General features: G+C 66.6%; 1 protein-coding gene. It reads right to left on the reverse strand.

Features of this window, described 5'->3' with window-relative positions; all coding sequences use genetic code 11:
* Positions 1 to 634: 634 nt before the first annotated feature.
* Entirely contained in the window at positions 635 to 1,342 is a 708-nt protein-coding gene (locus tag ABZ904_RS51135; protein WP_359408751.1) for an SDR family oxidoreductase, read from the reverse strand.
* Positions 1,343 to 1,812 lie beyond the last annotated feature (470 nt).

Consider the following 1,812-nt stretch of genomic DNA (forward strand, 5'->3'; position numbering starts at 1 on the left):
TCCTCGACAGCGAGATCGACCATGCCCTGACCGCGCTACGCGCTCCGAACCCCGACAAGACCACCGAGGTCAAGGCACTCAACACCCTCCTCACCGCGCTCAGCTGACCAACCAACATGACCGACTGCCCCGGCGCCGGGGGCAGTCGGCATCAACACCGTTGCGTCGAGCCGGTCGGTGGTTCGTCAAGCCGCTGATGACAGCCCGGCCCGCGCTCCGCACCCACATCGGCTCCCACATCACCGGAGAGGTGACTGGCACGCCGAGCACAACTACCGGGTGAGGGTGTGGCTGTGAGAGTGGGAGACGTCCACCGAGTGACCGTTCTCGGACCGTCCCCGAGCCGTGCGAGGTCGGTCGAGACAACGACCGAAGCCCACGGCATCCGAACTGGTCAGAGCGTGGGCTTGTGCGACCAAGCCCCTCCTGGCAGCACCCACCGAGATCCGGCCGGTGGAGAGCGACCCCCTCGGCGACCCCAACCAGGGCGTGATCCAGTAGCAACCGGCTGTCTGAGCCGTCACGGCAGAGCGTGTCGATGCGGTATCCGCACGGGACCGCCATCAAGCCCCACATGAACAGCCGGGCCTGCCCTCCGGTGTCGAAGTACCCAGTCGCCGCGTCCGCTTCTCGCTCAGCCGACGCTGGCGCCGCCGTCGACGCGCAAGGTCTGGCCGGTGATGAACGCGGCGTCTTCGGAGAGCAGGAAGCAGATGGCGGCGGCCAGTTCGCGGGGTTGACCCAGGCGACCGAGCGGAACACCGGCGACGTAGCGGGTTTCGCCGGGCGATCCGGGTGGGTTGTGCCGGCGGAACAGCTCGGTTTCCGTCGGACCGGGAGCGACCGAGTTGACGGTGATTCCCTCGCCGGCGAGTTCGCCCGCCCAGGCACGAGTACAGAAGTCCAGCGCTGCCTTGGCGGCTCCGTACGAGGTTCGCTCGGGCAGGCCGAGGGTGACGAGGCTGGTGACGTTGACGATGCGGCCCCAGCGCTGCTCGGCCATTCCGGGCAGGACTGCCTGGGTCAGTTGTACGGCGGTGCGGACGTTCAGGTCGTAGACGGTCAGCAGGTCGTTCAGGTCCACTTCGGGCAGCAGGGCGGGGCGGACGATCCCGACGTTGTTGACCAGGGCGTCGACGGTGCCGCGCTGCAGGATGTCGTCGAGGGTGCGCGCGGTGGCGGCGCGATCAGCGAGGTCCACGGTGTAGAACTCGCCGGGGAATTCCTGTGGAGCGGAGCGGGCCAACCCGATCGGATGGTGGCCGTTGGCGTTCAAACGATCGGCCACCTCACGGCCGATGCCTCGTGACGCGCCGGAGATCAGCACTCTTCTGGAAGACACGGCTTCGGTCTCCTCAGGGATTCACGGGGGCGGGGCCGAACGTGCGAGCCAATGCGCGGAGGTGAACTGGTCAAGGGGCCGCATCCCACGGGTGTCTGCGAGGCGGGACGTGCTGCGCCGGCACGCCGTGCTGCGTCGCGACAGGCCACGTCCCCTGTTGTGGTCCAGCCGTAAAGGTGTCCCTTCACATGCTGCGCTGCGGGACTCGCCTACATCCAGTCAGCGTACGCCGCACCCCATCTACTGGCAGGCCGGCCTCCGGGGCATTTTCACATTTACCAAAGAGGACGTCTTGTTTCGTGAGGCCCTGGTATTCAGCCTTCCGCGACTATTTCATTTCCTTGCCCGCGGAGCGAAGGTTTTCGCAGGCCACGCTGCAACGTCGTTCGATTAGATGATCTTGATCGGGTAGAGTCCCTGTCTCGTGCCGAGTGATCATGTTGCTGGTGGGAGCTATCCGGAGCGGGTGC

Origin of the sequence: Streptomyces sp. NPDC046900 (assembly GCF_040644975.1) — a bacterium.
GTDB lineage: Bacteria > Actinomycetota > Actinomycetes > Streptomycetales > Streptomycetaceae > Streptomyces.